The 23,264-nt window shown below is 41.0% G+C and carries 21 protein-coding genes; 14 read left to right on the forward strand and 7 right to left on the reverse strand.

What is annotated here, in order from left to right:
• The first annotated feature begins 17 nt into the window (after positions 1-17).
• Genes bfr through EHS15_RS14855 form a run of 4 tightly spaced genes read left to right on the forward strand, consistent with a single transcriptional unit; the run spans position 18 to position 3,146 of the window.
• On the forward strand, positions 18-494 hold the full coding sequence (gene bfr, locus EHS15_RS14840) for a bacterioferritin (RefSeq protein ID WP_135761330.1): 477 nt from the start codon (positions 18-20) through the stop codon (positions 492-494).
• Positions 491-1,639: a THUMP domain-containing class I SAM-dependent RNA methyltransferase gene (locus EHS15_RS14845; protein ID WP_425460651.1), complete on the forward strand. Its 1,149-nt coding sequence runs from the start codon at positions 491-493 to the stop codon at positions 1,637-1,639. The genes bfr and EHS15_RS14845 overlap by 4 nt, the downstream gene beginning before the upstream one ends.
• Positions 1,636-2,799 carry an acetylglutamate kinase gene (locus EHS15_RS14850; protein WP_135761332.1) on the forward strand — a complete coding sequence of 388 codons (1,164 nt, stop codon included), beginning with the start codon at positions 1,636-1,638 and terminating at the stop codon, positions 2,797-2,799. The genes EHS15_RS14845 and EHS15_RS14850 overlap by 4 nt, the downstream gene beginning before the upstream one ends.
• Positions 2,796-3,146 (forward strand): DCC1-like thiol-disulfide oxidoreductase family protein, encoded by a 351-nt coding sequence (locus EHS15_RS14855; protein ID WP_135761333.1) that lies wholly within the window; start codon positions 2,796-2,798, stop codon positions 3,144-3,146. Before EHS15_RS14850 ends, EHS15_RS14855 begins: the two co-directional genes overlap by 4 nt.
• Here EHS15_RS14855 and EHS15_RS14860 read toward each other — a convergent pair.
• The 3 genes from EHS15_RS14860 to EHS15_RS14870 are packed head-to-tail and all read right to left on the reverse strand — an operon-like array spanning position 3,130 to position 6,012.
• On the reverse strand, positions 3,130-3,810 hold the full coding sequence (locus EHS15_RS14860) for an iron-containing redox enzyme family protein (protein ID WP_135761334.1): 681 nt from the start codon (positions 3,808-3,810) through the stop codon (positions 3,130-3,132). The genes EHS15_RS14855 and EHS15_RS14860 overlap by 17 nt on opposite strands.
• Positions 3,807-4,814, reverse strand: a complete 1,008-nt coding sequence (locus tag EHS15_RS14865; RefSeq protein WP_135761335.1) for a D-alanine--D-alanine ligase family protein — start codon at positions 4,812-4,814, stop codon at positions 3,807-3,809. The genes EHS15_RS14860 and EHS15_RS14865 overlap by 4 nt, the downstream gene beginning before the upstream one ends.
• Positions 4,789-6,012, reverse strand: coding sequence for a KamA family radical SAM protein (locus EHS15_RS14870; RefSeq protein WP_135761336.1), 1,224 nt, complete (start codon positions 6,010-6,012; stop codon positions 4,789-4,791). The genes EHS15_RS14865 and EHS15_RS14870 overlap by 26 nt, the downstream gene beginning before the upstream one ends.
• Before the next feature lie 82 nt (positions 6,013-6,094).
• Here EHS15_RS14870 and EHS15_RS14875 point away from each other — a divergent pair, with 82 nt between their 5' ends.
• From EHS15_RS14875 to EHS15_RS14890, 4 genes are read left to right on the forward strand one after another with little or no spacing between them, the layout of a single operon-like run.
• The gene (locus EHS15_RS14875; protein WP_135761337.1) at positions 6,095-6,739 is read left to right on the forward strand and encodes an HAD family hydrolase; all 645 of its coding nucleotides are present in this window, start codon (positions 6,095-6,097) and stop codon (positions 6,737-6,739) included.
• Positions 6,740-6,773: 34 nt separating this feature from the next.
• Positions 6,774-7,616 carry a GerMN domain-containing protein gene (locus tag EHS15_RS14880; protein ID WP_135761338.1) on the forward strand — a complete coding sequence of 281 codons (843 nt, stop codon included), beginning with the start codon at positions 6,774-6,776 and terminating at the stop codon, positions 7,614-7,616.
• 60 nt (positions 7,617-7,676) lie between these two features.
• Positions 7,677-8,888, forward strand: a complete 1,212-nt coding sequence (locus tag EHS15_RS14885) for a GGDEF domain-containing protein (protein ID WP_135761339.1) — start codon at positions 7,677-7,679, stop codon at positions 8,886-8,888.
• Positions 8,889-8,937: 49 nt separating this feature from the next.
• Positions 8,938-9,204, forward strand: a complete 267-nt coding sequence (locus EHS15_RS14890; protein ID WP_135761340.1) for a hypothetical protein — start codon at positions 8,938-8,940, stop codon at positions 9,202-9,204.
• Positions 9,205-9,399: 195 nt separating this feature from the next.
• On the opposite strand, the gene mqnC is transcribed toward EHS15_RS14890, so the two are convergent.
• A complete protein-coding gene (gene mqnC, locus EHS15_RS14895; RefSeq protein ID WP_135761341.1) occupies positions 9,400-10,503 on the reverse strand; it encodes a cyclic dehypoxanthinyl futalosine synthase in 1,104 nt (367 codons plus the stop codon).
• 124 nt (positions 10,504-10,627) lie between these two features.
• On the opposite strand from mqnC, the gene EHS15_RS14900 reads away from it, so the two are divergent.
• Genes EHS15_RS14900 through EHS15_RS14915 form a run of 4 tightly spaced genes read left to right on the forward strand, consistent with a single transcriptional unit; the run spans position 10,628 to position 16,462 of the window.
• Positions 10,628-12,730, forward strand: coding sequence for a heterodisulfide reductase-related iron-sulfur binding cluster (locus EHS15_RS14900; RefSeq protein WP_135761342.1), 2,103 nt, complete (start codon positions 10,628-10,630; stop codon positions 12,728-12,730).
• Positions 12,731-12,781: 51 nt separating this feature from the next.
• Complete coding sequence (locus tag EHS15_RS14905) at positions 12,782-13,579, forward strand: FecR family protein (RefSeq protein ID WP_246052177.1); 798 nt, start codon at positions 12,782-12,784, stop codon at positions 13,577-13,579.
• Entirely contained in the window at positions 13,576-14,526 is a 951-nt protein-coding gene (locus tag EHS15_RS14910) for an LBF_2017 N-terminal domain-containing protein (RefSeq protein WP_135761344.1), read from the forward strand. The genes EHS15_RS14905 and EHS15_RS14910 overlap by 4 nt, the downstream gene beginning before the upstream one ends.
• A gap of 10 nt (positions 14,527-14,536) precedes the next feature.
• On the forward strand, positions 14,537-16,462 hold the full coding sequence (locus EHS15_RS14915; protein WP_135761345.1) for a PP2C family protein-serine/threonine phosphatase: 1,926 nt from the start codon (positions 14,537-14,539) through the stop codon (positions 16,460-16,462).
• Here the strand turns inward: EHS15_RS14915 and EHS15_RS14920 are convergent.
• The gene (locus tag EHS15_RS14920; protein ID WP_135761346.1) at positions 16,459-18,048 is read right to left on the reverse strand and encodes a peptide chain release factor 3; all 1,590 of its coding nucleotides are present in this window, start codon (positions 18,046-18,048) and stop codon (positions 16,459-16,461) included. The genes EHS15_RS14915 and EHS15_RS14920 overlap by 4 nt on opposite strands.
• A gap of 133 nt (positions 18,049-18,181) precedes the next feature.
• On the opposite strand from EHS15_RS14920, the gene EHS15_RS14925 reads away from it, so the two are divergent.
• On the forward strand, positions 18,182-20,215 hold the full coding sequence (locus EHS15_RS14925; protein ID WP_135761347.1) for a 6-bladed beta-propeller: 2,034 nt from the start codon (positions 18,182-18,184) through the stop codon (positions 20,213-20,215).
• A complete protein-coding gene (locus EHS15_RS14930) occupies positions 20,205-22,226 on the forward strand; it encodes a tetratricopeptide repeat protein (RefSeq protein WP_246052179.1) in 2,022 nt (673 codons plus the stop codon). Before EHS15_RS14925 ends, EHS15_RS14930 begins: the two co-directional genes overlap by 11 nt.
• Here the strand turns inward: EHS15_RS14930 and EHS15_RS14935 are convergent.
• Together EHS15_RS14935 and EHS15_RS14940 are read right to left on the reverse strand one after the other, a co-directional pair.
• Complete coding sequence (locus EHS15_RS14935) at positions 22,183-22,773, reverse strand: hypothetical protein (RefSeq protein ID WP_135761349.1); 591 nt, start codon at positions 22,771-22,773, stop codon at positions 22,183-22,185. The genes EHS15_RS14930 and EHS15_RS14935 overlap by 44 nt on opposite strands.
• On the reverse strand, positions 22,770-23,225 hold the full coding sequence (locus EHS15_RS14940; protein ID WP_210416351.1) for a methylglyoxal synthase: 456 nt from the start codon (positions 23,223-23,225) through the stop codon (positions 22,770-22,772). The genes EHS15_RS14935 and EHS15_RS14940 overlap by 4 nt, the downstream gene beginning before the upstream one ends.
• Positions 23,226-23,264 lie beyond the last annotated feature (39 nt).

The following is a 23,264-nucleotide window of genomic DNA, read 5'->3' on the forward strand; positions in this document are numbered from 1 at the left end:
GAAAGGAAGGATTCGTCATGAAAGGAAAAAAAGAAGTCTTAGAAATTCTTGCGGAAGTTTTGTCCGCAGAGTTAACAGCAATCAATCAATATTTCATTCACGCCAAACTTTGCAAAAACTGGGGTTACCTTGTACTTGCGGATTATCTCAGAAAAGAGTCCATCGAAGAGATGAAACATGCGGATGATATCATAGAAAGAATTTTATATTTGGACGGGATTCCCGATCTTCAAAAATACATGAAGCTGAACGTAGGAAAAACGGTTCCGGAACTCTTGGAAAACGATCTGCAATTGGAATACAATGCTGTGGAACGTTTAGGTCGAGGGATTGACATCTGCGTTGCGCTGAAAGATTTTGGAACCAGAGAACTGTTCGAAAGAATCCTCGTTTCCGAAGAGGAACATATCGACTGGATCGAAACTCAGAAAAGCATCATCGCAGACATTGGTCTCGATAAATACTTGGCTGAAAAACTGGGAGAATCCGAATAAAAACTTCTACTTCTGTCTATCATGCGGTTTGCGGGGAAGGTCTTTCCCCGCTTTTGACTCAGGAAATTTTGGACAACCACCTCAACGTTGTCAGCTCCAATAGAGGAGGAGTTTTTTTCTCCGGCAAAACCGATAAAGTCATTAACTTCTGCATTTCCTCCAAGTTCGCTTCCAGAATCAATCTTCAACTTCTCCAAGAAAAAGCGGAACACTACGAAGATCTTTATGCAAAGGCAAAAAAGATAAACTGGGAAAAATGGATCACCGAAGACCTTTCCTTTCGAATCGACGCCCAAACCAAAGACAGCCTTCATAATTCTCAATTCGCAACCCATAAACTCAAGGATGCGATTTTAGATGCGTTGAGAGAAAAAAAGGTTCCTCTTCCCGATATCCAAAAAAGAGTTTCCGATATAACCATAGTTTTACGATCCTTCCTGGACAAATTCAGCATTGAGCTTTCCTTAACGGGAGAATCTCTGGGAAGAAGAGGATATCGTCTGGAATCGGGAGCAGCTCCCGTAAGAGAGCCGATCGCACAAGCCATGTTGGAAATTTCGGAATGGAAACCTGGTTCCACGATCGTCGATCCTATGTGCGGCTCAGGAACCATCCTCATTGAGGCGGCACTTAGAGAAAAACTGTTAGGCGAAATCAATAAATTCATTCTGGCGGAATCTCCCATCTTCACCGGTTTATTTCCCGATTATGTTTTTTCGGAAGCTCAAAAACAAAAACCGAAAACTCCTCATTTCTTCGGATTCGATATCGATCCGGAAGCGATTCGAATCGCTAAAGAAAATGCGTATGAAGCAGGTGTGGAAGATTGGATCCAATTTGACACAGGGGATGTTCTGAACATACAGAATCGTTTCGGTGAAAATGGTCATATCATCACCAACCCTCCTTACGGAGATAGATTGGGAAAACCGATCGAAAATTTAAGAGAGATGTACTTTCAAATGGGAAGAGTTTTTAAAAACGAATTTCCAGGATGGAAGTTAACAGTGTTATGCGGTGAGTTTTCCCTGCTAGGCAAATTGGCAATGAAAGAAAAAAATCATCTTCCATTAAGACATGCCAATCTGAAAGCAAAGATCGTAGACTACCAAATCAAGGGAAAAGAACAAACTTTAAAACAATGAATTCCAAAGACATACTTTCCAGAGTATTTGAAATCACTAGAGATCCCAGAGACGGACTTCTCTTTTTACAAGAATTCAAATCCTTATCTCCGGAAAGTTTTGCCTTACTCTTTGCCGATTCGGAAACGATTTTAGAAAGTTCGGAAGCCTTGTTTTCCGACATCAAACTTCTCCATCAATTGGATCTTTTTCCCGTTGTGGTTTTGGAAGAAAACTCCTACCACTATCTCAAACTTTTTTTCAACACAGAACATAAATCCGACGGAGGAGAATCTAAATTCGGAATCGGATTTCCGTTTCAAATCATAGTGAAACGGGACGACTTGCTCTCCGACGTAAAGACATCCATAGAAAAAAAGAAAATTCCCATATTGATTTGGAATCCGGATAAATACAGCTTCGTTCATTTTTTGGAACAAACAAGAGCCATTTTAAAATCGAACAAAATCATCATCGTAGATTCTAACGGCCCCATTCGGGATGAAAAAACGGGAAAAATCGTTTCTATGATCGCAGCCGACTCCTCATTGGATGAGTTTCAAACAAAAGAAAACCTTTCTCCGAAAGAGAAACAATTTCTTTCTTTAGCTTCCCATCTGGTCCCTTCCGTTTCCAATCCTAAGTTCTCTGTCGTTCTTACTTACGCCTATACTTTGTTAAGAGAGCTTTTTACGGTGAAAGGAAGCGGGACACTCGTCAAAAGAAAAAACAAAGTAGGAAAATACACTGACTTTCATTCGGTAGACTCTAGAAAAGTTTTCGATTTGATCGAATCTTCTTTTTCCAAAAAGCTTAAACCTTCTTTTTTGGAATCCAAATTCGATCTTTTGTATTTGGAGGAATCTTACTGGGCCTGCGCTTGGCTGCAAAAAACGGAATTCGGTCATCTTCTTTCTAAGTTTGCAGTAAACGAAATTGCAAGAGGTGCCGGTGTAGGAAGAGACATTTGGGATCTTCTATTGGAAGAAAACACTCCTTTGTTTTGGCGTTCCAAAACGAACAACAACATCAATAAATGGTACATGCAAATCGCACAAGGAGTGGAAAAGGATGAAAATTGGTTTTATTATTGGCTCGGCCAAGACTATAAAAATATCCCCGGCATCATCGATTATCTAAAAAATCTTCCTGAAGATTTTTACCCTGCCCCATTGATATGAAAGCAAAGTTTTTATACGACGGAGATTGTTCTTTCTGCACTCAATTGGCAGACCATTTTCGAAGTAGGATCGATGAAAAAAATTTGGAATTTATATCTTTTCGAGATCTTTCCGAGACAGAACTGCAAAAAATCCATCCAGATTTAACATGGAATAGATGTGAGGCGGAAGTAAATTTAGTGACAGGCGGAACTAGACTTCCCGGTTTTTTCGGAGTCAGAAGAATGTTGTTTTGGGCAACAACCTATCGTTACTTTGCCCCTCTTCTTTATTTGCCTTTAATTCCTTTTTTAGGGATGGGAGTGATGTATTTTTTAAAGTATCTGAAGTCTAGGAAACGAATTTGACGCTGGGAGAAATCTTTTCCAATCCTTCATAAAATTTTTCTCTCGCATCCAAAGCCAAACGATTTCCCAAAATCACTTCCTCTTTTTGTTCCGAAGAAACTGCAGTTTCCGAAATTAAATCGAACATTCTTTTGCTGTGCCCTTCATCCGCTTCCAGATTCACTTGAAAAAATTTTCCTTCAGGCAGATCCGTTTTAAGTTTCAGTTTTTGGTAAGAATCAGAAATTTTAGAATATTCTAATTTTAATAAATATTCGTTCGCAGGACCCAAGGCGCCTAATCCGTAAAAAAATCCCTTTTCAATGACCTTTTTCATATCGTTCAGATAGGATTCCGTCTCAGGCAAAATTCGATTCGTATTCAGATCGAAACCTAGTTTTCCCAAAAAACTTTCCAGAATGGAAACGTGAGTGTCTTCGATTTTTCCTTCCCCTAACTCTTCCCAGATATTTTCCACAAGAACGATTTTCGCCTTTTGGTTTCTCGTAGTCGATGCGACAATGAGAAACCAATCCACAAACCCGATAGAAACGAAATATTCCTGAGAAAGCCAGAGCAAAAGATCGTCGAACTTCAATTCTAAGGATCTGCTAAGAAGCCAAGGATGGTTCAAAACGGAGTGATTTTGCACATCCGATTTCAATTGGGAAACGATAGAACTCATAAACTCAAATTTTCCTTACCATATCTGTATCTGGGATGGGATTTGTATTCTTTTTCCGCCAAATCCAAAACGGATCGTATCAAATCGGAATATTTTTTTCCTGACTTTTCCCAAACTTCCGGAAGAGAAGAATATATATTGGAAAAACCAGGGGTCAGATTGATCTCTAAAAAATACAAACGATCTTCTTTGAGGATAAAATCGATCCGAGCATATCCGGAAAATCGAATTATTTCCGCTAGGTGAATCGATTTTTTTTCTGCCTGTCTAAAAATTTCTTCCGAAACATCGAAGACCAATGTCTCGGGCATTCCATCCTTCGTTTTGACTTCTTCCGAATACACTGCTCCCGGATATTCCACTCTTGCAATGGGAGTGACTTCATAATTCGGATGATTCCCGATCACACCTAAAGTGAGATCCGCTCCTTCGATGTATTCTTCCAAAAGGACTTCTCCGAATTCTTCCAGTAAGGATGGAATTCGATCCCTGAATTGAATTTCATTTTTTATGATATTTGTTTCTGAAATTCCCAGGCTGGACCCTTCTCCGTTCGGTTTGGCGAACAAAGGGAACGATAATGAAGCAGGTTTCGATTCCGAGTTTTGCGGGCCGATCAGTTCGAACTTAGGCGTGGAAATGCCTAGATGATTCGCAAGTAATTTGGTTTGGAACTTATTCAATGTTAGGCTTTGCGAAAAACCATCAGAGCCTGTATGACAAACCCCCAAATATTCGCATAAAGAAGGGATGTATCCTTCCCTATTTCTGGAAAAATAACCTTCTACGAAATTCCAAACGATCAAATCATCCCTGTTTTTTCTTTCGATGAAATCGAGTATAAAATGAACGATCTCCTTAGGATTCGACAAAATCACAGGATCGTATCCCAAACCTAAAATCGTATTCTTTAGATTTTGAATCGACTCGGAGGATTCCCATTCTTGGGTCAATCGGGGATTTTTTTCGTCAAACAAATCACAGGCGAGAAGTATTGTTTTCATTCAACTTCTCCCAAATAGATTCTTCCAAAATAGGGTATTTGGATTCTTCTTCGGAATCCACAGGTTCGAAGGAATAATGCACTTTCCCTGTCAGTGCGGAACGGAATGCATGCTGCCTTGTTTTCGGGTAATATCCCAAATACCAATTTGGCGAAAGAGTGATTTTTCCTCCTCCGCCGGGAAGATCGTTCACAAAGGATGGAATTCCCATTCCTGCGATTTTCCCTCTCATATATTCCACAATCTCCAAACCTTTGTTTAACGGAGTACGAAACCCTCTGGAGCCGGGAATGAGTTCCGGATCATACAGATAATATGCCCTTACCCTCATCTCCAAAAGTTTTTTATGCAGAGAAAGCATAATTTCGGGATCATCATTGATTCCTTTGAGTAGAACGGATTGATTTCCTACGGAAACCCCCGCTTTGAGTAAACGCAAAACTGCCGCTTTCGCTTCCTGCGTACATTCCTTAGGATGATTGAATTGAGTGTTACAAAAAATAGATAAGGAATCGTTGTTATGTGATTCTATGATTTTGCATAGTTCTTCCGTTACACGGAATGGAAGGGTCACAGGATTTCTGGTTCCCAGCCTGCAGATTTTCACATGAGGAATGGAAGAAAGTTCTCCTAAAATCCAGTCAATTCGGGAATCTGCCAAGTTCAAAGGATCCCCTCCGCTGATGACCACATCCTCGATTTCCTGATGGGAACGGATATAGTCGAAAGCAAGTTCCAGATCCTCTTTCGCCATTCTCTCATTAGGTGAAGAAACCTTTCTTCCCCGCATACAATGGCGGCAATAGACGCTGCAAGAATGATTGGAAAATAATAAAACCTTCCCGGGATACATATGAGTGAGCCCTCTTACGGGAGAGAGTCTTTCTTCCTCCAAGGGATCGGGAGACTCTTCTGCGGAAAAAACGGATTCCCTGGAATCGGGAACGATCATCCTGCGAATGGGACAATGAGGATCAAATGGGTCGGAAAGGCTTAAATAATAAGGAGTTACAGAAACGTTCAAACGAATGGTTTCTTCGATTCCTTTTTTTTCAGAATCCGTAAGGAGGAAATATCTGCTTAAATCGTTTCCCTTGACCCTATGAGCCAATTGGGAGGTTGGATCTTCCCAAATCGTGCGGGAAAATAGATCCTTTCTATTCGATTCAATCTCCTCTGGGGAGAAATTGGATAACATAACGTTGAATTCCTTACTTGCCAACAGACCGCCAATTTCTTTTTTGGTGGTAATGCTAGAAAATCGTCTTGGAGAAATAAAAATGGTGGCCTTCGATGTCGACGGTACCTTGTTTTCCTCAGAATCCATAATCTTCAAGACCTATGTCCAGGCAATCGAAGAGTTTGCTGCGAAGAAGGGAAAACTTACAAATTTACCTACCCACGACCAAATCATGATGCAGATCGGAAAACCGGTGAGGGAGATCTTTGCCAACCTTCTCCCGGAACTCCCCGAGCAGGAAAGAGAGGGAATCTCTTCTCGAGTTTTGGAGCTTCTCTGCGATTCCATCCGCAACGGAGGGGGAGATTTTTATGCAGGAGTCGGTTCCACCATCCATTATCTCAAAGAAAAGGGATATACGATCACTTGTGCATCCAACGGTAGAAAGCAGTATGTGGAAACTGTTTTGGAAACAGCAGGAGTCTTGCAATACTTCGAACCTATTTTGGTGATCAACCAAGAAAATATATGCACCAAAGGAGATATCATCTCCGAGTATCTGAAAAAATACGGATATGCGGCTCAGTCCGTCATTTTGGTGGGAGATCGTTACAGCGATTGGGAAGCTGCCAGACAGAATAAATGCCTTTTCGGATTTTGCACCTACGGACACTCCGTAAACGGAGAAATCCCCGATTTCGATTGGAAATTTGACGAATTGCCCGAATTAAAACAGTTTTTTTAAATCCATTTTATAAAATCTTTCCGAAATTGATAGAGTGGCAATCTCTCCTCCACAATCACCCGATCGATTGAAATCACTGAGTTATGTGATTGGCGGTCTTTTTTTCGTTCTTGTTTTGATCGAAAAGTCCCTAGGGTATTCGGGAAACCAATTCCCCAAAGGTTTCGGGACAGATAGTTTTAAAAATATAAGCTCTCATTCCCAACCTCAAAAGAAAAATTCATTATTCAAATCCAGCGATCCTCTAACTTCTAACGAATGGGAAGACGATTTAAGTTGGGAAGAAGAAGCTTTGGAAGATCCGATTCTCATCGGAGAAGAAAAGAAAAGAAAAACCAAAGTTGCCTCTGCCGATACGGAAGACGGTTTTTCCATTCCTGAAATTTCTTTACCGGAAGATAGATTCCCTTCTTCGGGAAAAAAAATCCAGGAAACTTCCGGTTATCTTCCCGTTTACTTTTTGAAATTTTACGGACAAGGAAAGAACACTCAATCTCAGCTAGTTAAAGTTAGTCGAGAGTTTAAGGGAGGAGATCCTATTCCTTTTGTGATGGAAGAGCTTCTGAAAGGGCCAAGTGCGGAAGAAAAATCAAAAGGAATTTTGAATGCGATTCCTAGAAGACTTAAATTTGACACAAATTATAAATTTGAGAACGGAATTTTACATCTTTCTTTTTCCAGAGATTTAGAATTAGGTGGAAGCCCTGAAATCCTCAAAGACAGAATCGATCAAATCACTTACAGCCTGATTGGAAACTTCGGAGTCAAAGGAATTTCAGTATACATCGGCAAAACCAAATTGAGAAGCCTGGGAGGAGACGGAATGAGCCTCCCCGAAATCTTAGCGAAAAACCCAAGAAAGGTCATTTTGTTCTAAATTTTTCTTATTACTTGCAAGATTCCATGGATCTTGTAATATTTGAAGGATTCACTCACCATGCGTAGGTATTCATTCAAAAGAGCCTTCTTTATCTTACGTAGGTTGTTTTTACGTACCTACCACCCTACCTTTATCGCTACAAATATCTCTGACATTCGCTCTTCCGTCATGATCTTTGCCGTACTATCAGCATTTACGTCCATCGTTTCCCTACTTTTTGTCGATTCTTTGGTGAGAACCAAAGAAGCCAGCTTCTGGATCGTATTCTTCCGCATTTCCACATTGCTCATTTGTTTCACCGCCTATGCCTCTGCAAAAAAGCGAATCCGTTTTTTTGAAAGACATATCTTTTCGTTCACCGGTTTCTTCATTGCTTCCCTAATTTTGATATACATTCCTATGATGATCTATGATAAACCGAACCACTCTTACTATCTTTACGGTTCCGCCATCGTCATTGCCAGTGCTTCCATCATACTTTGGATTGAACCAGTCCGTATCTTCCTGCTTTCCATATTATTTCTCTGTTTGTTCATCCCTTTACACTTGAACTTCTCGCAAATTATGGGATTCGATCGTTTCATATTCTACCAAGATATACTGATCGTTATATTTTTGTTAGGTATGGGTTTTACTGCAAACCTTCTTATTAATTATTGGAGATTCGAGGAGTTCCGCTCAAAGATAAGACTACGCATTACCGTAGGTAAACTTTTAAGAATCAATCAAAAGATCCAAGATTTATCCAGAATCGATTCCATGACGGATCTATTTAATCGTCGTTATCTGTTAGAACAGTTTGATTTATACAGAAGAAGATCGAAACGGGAAGGACTTGCGATCGGTCTAGTGATTTTGGATTTGGACAGACTCAAATTCATCAATGACCAATACGGCCACAAACAAGGTGACTTAGCGATCCAAGCATTCGGGCGTACACTTCGTTCTCGTGTTCGTTCCACTGATATTGCAGCAAGAATCGGAGGAGATGAATTTTGTATTTTAGCTTCTCCTATCGATGCGGTAGGATTAGAAACTCTAACGGAAAGTATCCGGGAAAAAATAGAAGTATTGAGAATTCCCGTTTATAACCAAGCAGGGGAGACCATCCGCATTACAGTTTCCATAGGAGCCACAATGTTCGGTCCGAACGAAGAAACCACTTTTGACGAACTCTATCATAAAATAGATACAGCTCTTTACACTTCCAAAAACGAAGGAAGAAACAGAATTACAATTCTCCCTCCTTCGGATTCCCTTCCGGTTTAATCTTCGCTAACGATTTGTTTGGTGCTTATCTGTCGATTTGAGAGTAAACATGCGTAAAATTTTATTCTTCATCGTATTCACTGCCAGCATTACACATTGCATCAATAAAGACGGTGAGTTTTACAATCCATTACATCAGAAAAAAGAAACGGATAAAAAGGTATGCGGTGCTTTGTACATATACTGCAAGGATCAAAACCAAGAATGTTCCGCAGGTAATTTAGAAAACCAGGAAGTCTGTTCTAAAAATTATCAAACTTGTATTTATTCTGTGAAAGCATGTATCTCGAAAGACAATAAAGTCAATGAGATCTGAAGGGAATCCTCCTGTTCCCCATCATTCCTTCCCCTCAGTCAAAACCAAAACGGTCATTTTTTTTATAAAAAAACTAGACAAGAATGGGAGAGAGTTGCAAGCTTACAAATGAGACTGATTCTCAGTCTTTGTCCCTTGACGGATAAGGTGTAAAGATTAGAGGGGGGATTTCTCCCCTTATTTTTTTAGATCTCTCTAAACCGCAGGTGCTCCCGAATATCTCTCCTGATACAATAAATCCCTTCTCACAGGTTCAAACCCTCCTTCCGAAAGGAACTTATGAGCTTCTTTTTCCGTCTTTAACCCGAAAGAGCGAAGTACATTTTCCTCGATGACCACGGAAGAGATATCATCCGCACCGCTGTAAAGTGCCAATTGCCCCACACCCTTTCCTAGAACCATAACGGAAGTTTCAATATGGGAGATATTGTCCAAAAAGATACGGCTGATTCCCAAAACCTTTAAGTATTCATGAGTGGGAACAGGCCTAACTTTAAATCGTTTTGTTTGCGGTTGGAATGTCCAAGGAATGAAGGATAAAAATCCTCCCGTGCGGTCTTGCAAATCTCTTATCACCTGCAGATGATCGATTACTTCTTTTTTCGTTTCTTCCGAACCGAACACTATATTGGCGGAACCGGGGAGACCCACTTCATGACAAGTTTCCATGGCACGCACCCACTCTTCTACACTCGCTTTTTTAGGCGAAATGATTTGCCGCATTCTTTCCGTTAGTATCTCTGCCCCCGCTCCAGGAACCGAATCCAAACCGATGGATTTTAATTCCTGAAGAACATCTTTCAATGGACGACCGGTAATGGTTTCCAAATTGATGATTTCGACAGGGGAAAAGGCCCGTATGTGCATGTCGGGAAATCTTTTTTTCACTCCGGAGATCACATCTTTATAATACTGATACTCAATATCAGGATAGACACCGCCTTGGAGGAAGAGTTGATCGGCTCCCATCTCCACTGCGTAGTCCATTTTTTCTAAAATTTCATCTAGAGAGAGAATGTAGCCTTTTCCATTCCCGATTTCATCCATAAAAGAGCAAAAATTGCATTCCACATTGCAGTAATTGGTATAGTTCACCACTCGGAACATTGTGTACGAAGCTTGGGTATGAGGTCGGATTTTTTCCCTCAAATGTCTGGCGACCATCTGTATTTTTAAAAAATCGCCTTCCTCATAGAGAAGAAGCGCCTCTTCTTGGGAAATCCTTTTTCCCCCTACTGCTTGGATCAGTATTTTGTCTACCGGGTCGGATTCTGAGAATGAGAACGAGTTAGGAAGCATAGATTACCTGCGTGGGACTAAAGAAACGTCCTTTCTAATCATTGTAAAAATCGAATTTTCCTGGACATTCATTTTTCTATGAAAATCCTAGGAAATACAACACACCTCAAGGGCAAAAATATAAATGGATATCGGAAGAATCATCTTTCACCTTCTTTTTACAGTTTTCTTCATCGCCGCAAACGTAGTATTTGTGCGAGCCATCCTTTACCGTTTGCGTCTGATCTTCCAAGGAAGACCAGCATCGTTTAACGAAGACATTCAAAAGAACCCGAACATTCCATTCCGAATCAAGAGTTTCTTTGAAAACGTAGTTCTTCAAAAGAAGAACTTCAGAGAACCTCTTCGTGGAATCATGCACGCGTTTATTTTCTACGGGTTTCTTGTTTATACCATCCATACAACCAGCCAAATGATTGCGGGTGTCTTCGGATACCTAATGGATGATCCTTATCATTTCGCTCTTCCTGAATTTTTGTTAGGCGAAACGGTAAATCACATCTACGAACAGACTGTAAATTACGTTTCCCTTCTGGTTCTTACCGGTCTAGGTTTCTTTGCATGGAGAAGATGGATCAAAAAAGCGAAAGGTTTGGATGTTCATTCTCCTGCTTCCGCAGTAGTAATCAGCATGATCGGAACTCTTATGATCACCACCCTACTTGGGAACGGTGCGAAAACGGTAGCCGCTACTTATTTTTCTCATGCAGGTCTCATCGACGGTGCCATCGGTAAAGTTTGGGAAGCTGTAGGAGTAAGTAATTCTTCTGCGGATCTAGTGTTCCAAATTATGTGGTGGGGTCACATCCTCACTGTATTCTCTTTCATGTTGTATGTTCCTACTTCCAAACATGCCCACTTAATCTTTGCACCTATCAATTACTTCTTCGCAACAGATACTCCTAAAGGTCAGTTGTCCAAACTTAATTTGGATGATGAAAATGCTGTCTGGGGATCGAACAGAGTGGAAGACTTCCCTTGGCCGAACCTTTTAGACGGTATGTCTTGTATCGAGTGTGGTCGTTGCCAAGTAGAATGTCCTGCAAACAGAACGGGTAAGATGTTAAACCCGAAAGCGATCATCGTAGAACTCAAACACCAATTGCTCGAAAAAATGCCTGAAGTGGACCAAGCTCGTGCCGGCAAAACCAGAGAAGAAGCTGCGGAAGCAGTTGCCGCTTTGGAAACAGGAGTCATCAACTCTCATGAAGGTCTCAGCGAAGAATCCATTTGGGGATGTACCACTTGTTATGCGTGCGTAGAAGCTTGCCCAGTAGGCAACAACCAAGTGAATGCAATCATCGAGATGAGAAGACACTTAGTTCTTGCCGAATCCAAAATGAGTCCAGAGCTCCAAAAAGCTTTTACCAATATGGAGAACAATTCCAATCCATGGGGTGTGGGCGCTCACACTCGTGCCGATTGGGCACAAGGTTTAGATGTAAAAGTTCTTTCCGAAGCGGAAGACAAAAACGTAGACGTACTCTATTGGGTAGGCTGCGCAGGAGCTTTCGACGAACGTAACAAAAAAATCTCCCGCGACTTCGTAAAGATCATGCAAAAGGCGGATGTCAACTTCGGAATTCTTGGAACGGAAGAAGGTTGTTCTGGAGACTCCGCAAGACGAGGAGGAAATGAATACCTCTACCAAACGTTAGCTCAACAAAATGTGGATACGATCAACGGTTACGGAATCAAAAAAATCGTAACAGCTTGTCCTCACTGTTACAACACGATCAAAAACGAATACCCTCAATTTGGCGGGGATTTCGAAGTGATCCATCACTCAGAATACATCAACCAGCTTTCCAAAGACGGTAAAATCGACGTGAAAGTTGCGGATGATGCGAATGCAGGAAAATACACTTACCATGACTCTTGTTACATCGGTAGATATAACAACAATTATGAGAATCCTAGAGACGTTGTGAAAAAAGTTTCCGGCGGAAAACTGGAAGAAGCAGTCGATCATCATAGCAAAGGACTCTGTTGCGGTGCCGGCGGGGCTCAGTATTGGATGGAAGAACACGTGGATGAATCCAATCCGGAAAGTATGCGTGTAAATAGCAAACGGACCGGTCAGCTTTTGGATACAGGTGCGACTACGATTGCTACCGCATGTCCTTTCTGTATTACGATGATTACTGACGGCGTCAAAGCTGCAGAAAAGATCGATTCTGTAAAAGTAAAAGACATTGCTGAGTTAGTTGCGGAAAATTTAAACTAACTCATGTCCCCTGAAGGAGGAATACATACTGGATTCTCAAGAAGATTCAATATGTATCTTCCCTCCTTCGGGTTGTTCTTATCTCTACTTCTCTTACTGAATTTTTTCCCTCTTCTTTCCGAATCCAATCCTACTGAATTTCCCAAAGATGGGATCGTCATCACTGTAGAAAAAGGACAAACCTTATCCACTATCTCCAAAACTTATTTGGATGATCCCAGAAAGTGGAAAGAACTTCTAAAATCGAACAAAATAGATAACCCCAATTTAATTCTTCCTGGAATGAAACTTTGGGTTCCTGCCAGTTTAGGAAAAAAACCGATCGCAGAAATTGCAAGAACGCAAGGAGAAACGGAAGTTCTGCTTGCTTCTCAAAAAAAGACATCTTGGGAAAATCCATCCTTAGGACTTGGACTCTATCTGAGAGACGAAGCAAGAACCAAATTAGAATCCTACCTAGAATTGATTTTAAACAACGGCTCGCTTCTGGAATTAGCACCGAACAGTCATGTGGTAATGGAAAAAGTAAAAACCGATTCCGAGCCGGACTCTTTTCTATTACGAAAAGGAAGACTGAGGGCCATCATCTCCAAAGAACAATCGACTCCTCCCAAAAAGATGTTCATCCTGAAGACCCCTGCCGCAACTGCGGAAGTAAAGGGAACCGAATTCATTACGGAAGTGGATGAAAAAGAAAATACAAGCGTTGGCTGTCTGGAAGGAAAAGTAGAAGTATCCGCCCAGAAAGTTACCGTCGAACTCAATGCAGGTTATGCGACATTCGTAGAAAAAGGAAAACCTCCAACGACTCCTTTTTTGATCCCGAAAGCTCCCGAAATCAAACCATGAATATTTTTTCCCTTTTCTTTTTTGGGATTCTCTTTTTTCTATCTCCTCTTTTCGCAGAAACGGAAATTCCCCCAGATGAGTTTCGTATGACTGCCTATTTGGATTCAGAAAATCCGATCATCCTGGAATATGAGGTGGAGTTTTGGAGAGAAAAAGAAGGGAACGTTTTGAACGGAAAAAACTTTCCCATTTCAAAACTGGTGCCACCGGGGAGGGTTGTGCTTTCTGTTCCTCAAGACTATCAATTCTTCAGAGTTAGGGCAGTAGCAAGAATGAATATCAGAGGTTTTTGGACAGAGTTCAACCAAATCCGAAGGTATCCTCTTACGAACCAAACAAGCCAAACTCCCAAACAGGTATTTGTGCCTCGTCCCCAAACGAAACCGGACGTTTTTCTAAGTATAACCAATTCCAAGAATGAAAACTTAACTTATCTTACACGACAAAACGTCATCCTGCAAAGTTTTGACGACACTGAGACGAAATTCGTACACTACCGTTTTTCAGGAGAACCTTGGAAAAAAGAAGCCAAACCTTCCTTGGAAATCGCCAAAGACGGGTTTTACGAACTGGAATACAGAGCTGAGGATGCACTGGGTAACGTCGAAAAATCGAACTATCTCAGCTTTTATGTGGATCAAACTCCTCCTAAAACGGATTTGCAATTCCAATCGGAAAGTTTTCGAAAAGGAGAAGTTTTGTATTTATCTCCTAAACTCAAAATCGGCTTTTCCGTAGAGGAAGAAGGATCGGGGCTAGACTATTCTCTTTTTAGAAATTACTGCAAAGGAGAATCTCCTGGAGACTGGATTCAATATAAATCCCCTATTCCTTTTTCCATTTTATCGGAAAAATCTTGCAAAAATGAAATCCATCTGGAATACTATAGCGTAGATAAGGTGGGGAATAAAGAATCCGTTTCCACTCTCACCTTTCGTCTTCCTTAATATACACGAAATGCAAAAACTCAAGGGATATCTCCGTTCCTTTCAATCGATCTTTGAGATCATACGATCAAAATCGTTTCTAAAACTGTTTTTTTCCCTCTTTTTTCTCATCATACTTCCCTATGCGATTTATATCACCTCGGTTCTTTACTCCAATTATTCGGAGTCCCTGGATTGGAACTACAGATTTCAATTAACAAGAGTTCAATTGTTAGCTATCGATTTGGAAAACCACATCAGAGACCATCTGCTCGTTCAATCCAAAGATAAAATCCATTACTTCAAAGGAAATCCGGAGGAACTTAGCCTTCATCCGGTTCTTTCCAAATGTTTTCCGAATACGATTCCTAAAGAATTTTTGGAAGAAAGATCCGCTTATTTTTTCCCTTGCGTTGTGGACTCTTCGGAGGAAACGAATTGGATTTTGCTCTTGGAAGGAAAATCTGTCTGGGTTTATTCCGCCGATTTTCTGGAAGACTTGCTTCTGGACACTCCCTATAGCGAGCCGAACGAAACTATTTTTATCGTAAATAACGACGGCTCTTACGGAATCTCCAGTTTGATAGAAGACGGTTTTCAGATCAACCAAGGTTGGTCAGAATCGATTCTTTCTTCCATAAAAGAAGCGGGGAAACTTCCTAAAATCAGGGAAGTGACGAACAAAGAAACTTACTTTCTCTCCAGTTTCCCTTTGTACGGACTTCCCTTTCATCTGTTCGTTGCTAGCCCGAAAGAATCCATTCTTATCCCCATCAGAAAGGAACTATTTCAAAATATCATTTTCCTATCATTGTTAGGTGTATTGTCCATAGGTCTCTCCGCTTGGATTGCAGGAAGAGAAATGGAGGACAAAAGAAAACTCAATATAGTATTCAATGAATTCCCCCATGCAGCCGCATTGTACGATCTGGATGGAAAAATCCTTTTGATCAATCCCATTCTGGAATCGAAAATATCGATTCGAAACTTGTTCGTATCGAATAAGTCAGTTTATGATCTTCTGAATGAAGAAGCGGTTTTATTTCTTTCCAATGCAAGAAAGAACAAAGACTCAATCGCCAATACAAGAAAAGAAGAATGGGAAACTGTCGGCACAGACGAAGAAACGGTATTTTTAGAGATCCAATTCCATCTTTGGTATCTGGACAATAACACAAATAATGCGAGAGGTTCTCTCGTATTGGTTCAGGACATCACCAGTAAAAAACTAGTCTTTGAAAAAGAGATGGGTTATGCAAAAACGCTTCAAAAAAAATACCTTCCTCAGGCAAGAATACAAATCCCCAATCTGTCTTATGATTATTTCTATCAACCTCTCATCCAAGTAGGGGGGGATTATTACGATTTTCTGGATCTAGGTAACGATCGTTATATATTTGTTATCGCGGATATCGTCGGTCACGGAGTGCAGGCTGCAATGATGATGACGGTAGTGCGTGTTTTGTTTCATCAAATCGTAAAAGAAACGACCGTCCCTGGAGAAATTTTGGTAAAAATGAATTCAGGGGTTAGGAACAATCTCCCCGATTCTTATTCCTTCGTCCCTCTCCATTTCCTTTGTTTCGACTTCAAAACGAATGTGATTCAATATGGAAATGCAGGCCATCCTGGAATGATCCATATTTCTCAGAATCAAATTTCCATTCCGGAAAGATTGAATCCTATGTTAGGAATGCTTCCCAATTTCACTCCCAAGATTTTAGAACTTCCGATTCGGAAAGAGGACAGGTTTTATCTTTTTACGGACGGATTGCGAGATGTGCGAAACCTAAAAAAGGAAGAATTGGGAGACGATGAACTTGTTTCTTTCTTTCTGGAGAGGAGTTCTTCCCCCATGACTCAAGTGAAAGACGAACTGATTCAAAAAATAAAAATGTATTCCCAAGGTGCCACCTATCCGGATGACATCACATGGATCGGACTTCACATCAATTAACTTTCCAGAGGCGGAGAAGCGAGTAGATTGATTTCCTCATTGTTTTTCTGAAAATAATTCATATCCCATTCCGTATCGAAAAGCAAAGCAGCGTTGCCGTGCATGTCTTCCACCAAATTCGCATTCGATGGAACTTTCGATTTATCGTCAGGAGAAATCCACCTAGAGATGGCATAAGGCAGAATGTGTAAATTCGTATCAGCGCTGTATTCGTCTTTCAGTCTTCTTTGAAACACTTCGAACTGAAGTTTTCCCATGGCGCCTATAATGGGAACTCCTCCTCCGATGGTTCTGGAAGTAAACAAGTGTAAGATGCCTTCCTCTGCCAATTGATCCAATCCCTTCTTGAAGGATTTCAATTGAATCGTGTCTTTGCAAGAAATCGTAGCGAAAAGTTCCGGAGCGAAACTGGGAAGAGGTCTGAGAAGAGGAGCATTTCCACTGGAAAGAATATCTCCGATTTTGAATGTTCCCGGATTCACTAGTCCGATGATGTCTCCCGGATAAGCAAGATCCACAGTGTTGCGGTCTTGACCGAAAAATGCGAAGGAAGAAGATAACTTAACTTGTTTGTCCAGACGGTTGTGGTTTACGTTGAGTCCTCTTTCAAAGACTCCGGAACAAACTCGTAAAAAGGCGATTCTATCTCTATGCGCCTTATTCATGTTTGCTTGTACTTTGAATACAAATGCGCTGAAAGGAGAATGAACCGGATCCAAAAGGTTCCCGTCTCTCAGAGGAACATAGTCCGGAGCGGGAGCCAGTTGCAAAAATTTATTCAGAAACAATTCCACACCGAAATTGTTTACCGCAGAACCGAAGTAAACGGGAGTTTCTCTCCCTGCCAGGAAGGAATTGATGTCTACGGAACCGATTCCGTTTTCCACTAAGTCGATTTGCTCACGGAAAGCGGAAACTATCTCCGCATCGAATTGTTCATCTAACTCAGGATCTGCGGGACCGGACACTCTAAAGCTGGATTTTTGTTTTCCTCCGGGAGTTCGATCGAATAGGAAAAGTTGTTTTTCCCTCAAATCGTAAACACCCTTAAAATCGTAACCGGTTCCCAAAGGCCAAACATCCGGCACTGCCTTGATACCCAAAACCTTTTCGATTTCGTCCAAGAGAGCATATAGATCCTTGGTGGGACGGTCCATTTTATTGATAAAAGTGATGATGGGGATTCCTCTATCCCGACAAACACGGAATAGTTTTACAGTTTGAGGTTCTACCCCTTTCCCCGCATCCAAAACCATGACCGCAGTATCGGCAGCCATGAGAGTTCGGTATGTGTCTTCCGAAAAGTCTTCGTGACCGGGTGTATCTAGTAAATTGAGAATGGATTCGTTGTATTCAAATTGAAGAGCCGCTGAAGTGATGGAAATTCCCCTTTCCTTTTCCATTGCCATCCAATCTGAGGTGGCGGATTTACCTTCCTTTCTGGCCTTTACCGCTCCAGCAAGTTGGATGGCGCCTCCGTAAAGGAGAAGCTTTTCGGTAAGGGTGGTTTTTCCGGCATCCGGGTGGGCAATGATGGCAAAAGTTTTGCGACGTTTTACCTCTTTTTCAATCAATTCAGGGGACATAAATGCTATTCCATTCTGGGAAAAATCGGGATTCTGTCGAGAATAAAGAAGAATCGGCCAGAATTGTAGTCATTCTATGGGGAAGAGATTGACTTTCCCATTATGTCCCATTAGATAGGGAGGGGAGATTGTTTTGAGACGAGTCATTATTTTTCTTTTTCTAATCCTGACCACTCGGATTTTCTCCATCGACTTCCCCCATTTCCAATTAGGGGAAGATGCAGCCAAAGAAGAGTTCAAAAAAGGGATCACCTATAAAAACCTAAAACAATATTCCGCCGCCAAGGAAAGATTTCAAAAAGCGGTCTCTCTAAAGAAAGATTTCCACCTAGCAAGGCTGGAACTAGCAAACAACTACTTTCTATTAGGCGAATGGGAACAGTCCTTGGAAGAGTTGGAAATACTTTCCTCCCTGAATAAGAACGATCTTCTCCTTCAAAATAAAATCGAAGTCCTCCGCCTCAGCATTGCAGGAGGAAGTTCCTCGTTAGAAAGAACTTATTTCAAGACATTGGATGGAGACGGTTTCCGGGGGAAACGTTTTAGAAATCCTGTGGATATCGTTTTCGATGAAGACGGTAATTTTTATATCGCAGGATTCGAAACTTCCAACATAGTTCAATTCAATTCAAACGGAGAACCGATCTCAAACTGGAAAGGAAGTTTCACTAAAAAAATAGAAAAGCCTGTAGCACTCGCATATCACAATAAAAAGATATACGTATGTGACTTCGCCAAAGATGAGATTTTAATTTTCGATCTGAAAGGAAAATTGTTGAGTTCCGTAGGAGGAACAGGGAACGGAAAAGGAAAATTCCATGGCCCTGCAGGAATCAGCTTCGACTCTAAGGGAAGTTTTTATGTTTCCGATTCGGGGAACAATAGAATCCAAAAATTCAGTCCTACAGGAGAATTCGAAATCCAATTCGAAGGAATGGATGGGAATCGTCTGAAAAATCCCGCAGGGATCTGCGTCTACGACCAAAAGATCTATGTAGTAGACAAAGACAATGTGCGAGTTCTAGTATTCGATACTGATGGAAACGTAGTTTCAAAAATCAGCAAAGACGATTGGAAAAAACCCAGAAATATACGTATTTTCGAAAATCAAATCCATCTTACCGATGAACTAACAGGGATTTGGTCCTATTCTATGGATATGGGAGAATGGAAATTACTTCCCAGATTCAGAGATAAAAAAGGGGTTTATAGAGTATTGACTCGCCCCTTTGCAGTCAATGTCGATTCCACAGGATCCTTCTATGCAGTGGACTACGGAAGACATAGAGTCGACGTATTCGTAGCCAAAAACACACTTCTATCCAACTTAGATCTGAAGATAGAAGCCATCGATACGGCAGAGTTTCCTAATGTTCATATCTATACAAGGCTTCGCAATCGTTCCGGCAAAGAAGTGATAGGCGCAGACAGACTCGCTTTCCGAGTCTATGAAAACGACAACATGACTCCCCTATTCTCTTTGGCAAAAAAAGAGAAGTTGAATGAAAAGATGAATGTCGCTTTTGTTTATGAAAACAGCGAGGCATTGGCAAAAGCCAGACCTATTTTGGAAGACGGACTTTCTCCCTTTTTCAAATCCCTTACGGAATGGGATTCTCTTTCTTTGTATCGTGCAGGGAAAGATGCAAATTTGATTCTTCCTAAAACACAGTCCCTTCTTGAGATTTTGGCTAAAATCAGAGATTCTTCAAAGGAAGAAAAATGGAATTTCGGCAAAGCTTCCGTTATGGCATTGAACAAACTGACGACGAATGTAGGTCCGAGAGTGCTCGTGCTTTTAGTATCCGGAGAAAGCAGAGAACAAAGTTTTTTACAATATTCCAAAACCAGGATCGTAGAATACGCACGTTCCCATTCCATTCCTATCTTTGTTCTTTCCACTTCCCCCAAACAATCCGTTAGAAGGTCTTGGTTGGATATCACAGAACCGACAAACGGAAATTATATCGTTTTGGACGGGGAAGGAGAAGAAAGACAACTTTATTCCACTCTTAGATCTTATTTGGACTACAGATACATTCTTTCCTACAAAACGGATACCAATCCCGATTTGATCGATCGTTACATCAAATTGGTGGTGGATGTGGAACATAGAAACGTAAAGGGAAAAGACGAAGGAGGTTATTTTGTTCCTGGTGAAAATTAGAACCCTCTATCTTATTCTTATTTCTCTGCTGATCGCACTTGGGATCTCCGCACAATCAGCACTGGATGAAATTTCCTTAGGAAAGGAAAAACAATCAGCAAACGATTGTAAAAAGGCAATCATCCATTTCCAAACAGCCCTACAAAGAAATTCGAATTCGATTGAAGCAAAGATCGGATACGCACAATGTTCCAAAATATTAGGCTCCATTACGGACAGTAAACGTGCCTTTTCCGAAGTTTTGAAGAGAGATCCCAAAAACTTCGATGCAGTGATCGGTCTTACTGAGATCAATATCGAGCTGGGAGAGTTCTCTGAGGTTCCCAAAAGGATCGACCCTCTTCTTGAAGAATACCCGAACCATACAGGGCTTCGCATCTTAGAGTCCCGTTTTTTATTTGCGCAAGGCAGAAAGGAATTGGCCATCCATAAATTACAGCGATTGAGTGAAAAATTGAATCATCCTACGGATGTGGAAAAGATGTTAGGTGAACTCTATCTACTGACAGGAAAATGGAAAGATTCGGAAGAAAGCCTTTCCAGATACACCAGCCTTTCTCCCAGTGATCCGGACGGATTTTATCTAAAAGCCCAACTGAATCTTTTTCAAAATTACTTTCATGTTCCTAAGCTTATCGATTCGCTAAAAGATGCGGAAGAGAATATAAACAATGCTTTGAGCTTGAACTCCAAACACGAAGCGTCTCGCCTTCTTTTGGTAAAACTCAAAATGATCCAAGCCAATATTTCGGGAAATCAGGAGAAGGCGGTTTTGGAATCCGCCTTTAGGATCATTTACGAATTGGCAAGAGAATTCCCTGAGAACAAACACTATCATTCGTTAGAGGCAAGTCTTGCGGAAGAATTAGGCAGAACCCAATTTGCAAGTTATCATTATAGAAGAACTTTGGGTCTGGACGATTTGGATGAAATCGTTCGTTTTGCTGCAGAAGAATATTCGGTAAAATCGGAAAAAGAAGATTCCAAACTGAGAAGAGAACTGGGCGAATACAGAAGAGAAAGATACATTGCGGAAAAACATTCCCTTTATTTCAAAAGTGCGAAGTTCCATCTTCTGCGAGCCAAAGATTTAAGTCCTCAAACTCCATCCGTCCGTTCCGAATTACTCGAGTTTTACGATCTAAGCGGAGAATCGATCCAGTATGTGAATCTTCTTCTTCGTTTGAGAGAAGAAGACCCTAGCCATTTCAAACTGCAGAACAAACTGGACTTTGCCATTCAGAAATTGAAACAGTCTTTGGAATCGAAAGAAGGTTATCTCAATGTGGAACTTCATGGGATCCAGAAAAAGCCTACTTCCACTAGCCCAGAAGTGTTCGTATTCGACCTGGAATCTAGACTTGCTTTTCCTGAAAATTATCCTGCGGGGAGACTTCTTGCCAAAGCGATTCGTTATGATCTCTCCCAAATTCAGAATGTAAGAGTGACAAACAACGGTGAGTTGGCAAAAATCAGAAACTCCCTTTCTGAAACCAACTTCCATCCCTTCACAAAGACCATTCCTTTTTCCGTAGAAAGTCTTCACAATTTGGATCAGGACAGAAGAAACGTAACAAAGATTCGTTATGTGGTGCATGGAAGTTATCAATATGTAAATGACAATATAGAAATCGATATCAGACTTTATGACAGAAAGCTGTCCAGAGACATCGGCCAGTGGAAAACAAGTCAAAAAGGAAGAGACAGTCTTTCTACGATCATTTCCAGAGTGACAGAGAAGATCAAAAACATCCTTCCTATAGAAGGAAAAATTCTAAGAGTCAAAACGGATGAAGTTCTGATTTCTTTAGGTAAATCGGACGGACTTTCCGTTAAATCTGTGATTCAATTTATCAAAAACGATGCCCTTGTCACGGAGGGGGAAATCATCGAGCTGGGAAAAGATATGAGTTTGGTGAAACCGAAACAAAGAGGTTGGGAGAAAGAATTGGCAACCGGTGATTTTGTTACCGTTCGTCCAAACGAGGATAAAGCCCGGAAAAATAACTGAGCAGATATTCTGAGATTTCAGACTCCAAACTTTCAGGGACTTGAGTTTCCTTAAATTCGATCTGCATCATTTTGCCCTTTGCATACAAAGAAACCACTTCTTCTTTTCGTAAAATTCTAAGTATAGGCAGAATGGATGTTTTGTGGTGTTCTGCGGTAAAAGTAATTTCCTGATCGGTAAATTTTTTATTGGAAAGGATGCGTTTGATGCGCGGGTTCGGAGTGTCTTTCCAATATAAATCCGCATTCGTAAAATAAAGAAAGCTACCTTCTTCCAATGAATAGGAAATTTCACCTCCTTCCAAAATCCCAATATCTGTTTCTGAGATATCCAAAGGTAAACCGTCTAATATAAGCCCGTTCCATTCCCCTTCTCCAAATCCTACATATACATTTCCTAATCCGCTCGCATTTCTTTTGACCCGAATCTTCAAATGAGTCAGATTCGAATTCGATTTTCCCTCCTTCCCATACCTGCTTTTTGCGGCAAAATCGAAGGAGAGTTTTTTCTTTTTAAAAATGAAAAGAGAGGAAATCCAGCCTTTCAATGTTTTGCGGGAAGACGATTGCTATAATCGATGAGCTGTCTGCCATATTCCTTGTCCATCAAAGGGGAAGAAATGAGAAAATCGGCACTGGATCTGTTACATGCCATCGGAATATTATAAAGTACGGCCACTCTCAGCAACGCCTTTACATCCGGATCGTGGGGTTGGGCAGTCAAAGGATCCCAGAAAAAAACCATAAAATCGATTCCGTTGTCCACGATTTTAGCTCCAATCTGCTGGTCTCCTCCGAGCGGACCGGAAATAAAACGAAATACGGGAAGTGCCGTCCTTTCCTGGATGAGTTTTCCAGTGGTACCTGTGGCGGATAAATGATGTTTGGAGAGTGTCCCCTTATTGTACATCACCCATTCCAGAAGATCTTCTTTTCTGTTATCATGAGCGATCAAAACTATGTTTTTAGCCAATTCCATTTTTCTTTGAATCGAGGTCATAGAATGATAGTTCTTGCCAAGTTCCTAGATTCAAGGAAA

Source organism: Leptospira idonii (genome assembly GCF_004770995.1).
GTDB lineage: Bacteria > Spirochaetota > Leptospiria > Leptospirales > Leptospiraceae > Leptospira_A > Leptospira_A idonii.